Origin of the sequence: Salifodinibacter halophilus, from assembly GCA_012999515.1 — a bacterium.
In the GTDB taxonomy this organism is placed as follows: domain Bacteria; phylum Pseudomonadota; class Gammaproteobacteria; order Nevskiales; family Salinisphaeraceae; genus Salifodinibacter; species Salifodinibacter halophilus.
This window is the reverse complement of sequence record JABEEB010000285.1, coordinates 1-269: the sequence shown is the minus strand read 5'-3', so window position 1 is coordinate 269 and position 269 is coordinate 1. Positions and strand designations below refer to the sequence as shown.

Annotated in this window: 1 protein-coding gene; it reads right to left on the bottom strand. The window is 73.2% G+C overall.

The annotated features are described in order from the left end of the window. A partial coding sequence (locus HKX41_11685; protein ID NNC24794.1) for an alpha/beta hydrolase occupies positions 1-269 on the bottom strand: 269 nt, incomplete at both ends.

Here is a 269-nt window from a genome sequence, read left to right as displayed (position 1 = left end):
GGCGCGCGTGCATCGCGCTCGCGTCCGCCCTGCAAGATCGTCACTTGCGCGGGCCGCCGCAACGGTTCGCGCAGGAAGCGCTGCTCGGGTTCGCCCAGCTCGCGCCCGCCGTCCCACCACAGCGACGGGCTGGCGGAAAACCACTGCGCGAACGCATCGCCGCGGGTGTAGAGCAGGTCCAGCGCGAACAGTCCGCCGAGCGAATGGCCCCACAGCGCCTCGTGCGAGCGGTCGATGCGCGCGCGCCGCCGCACTTGCGGCTGGATGCG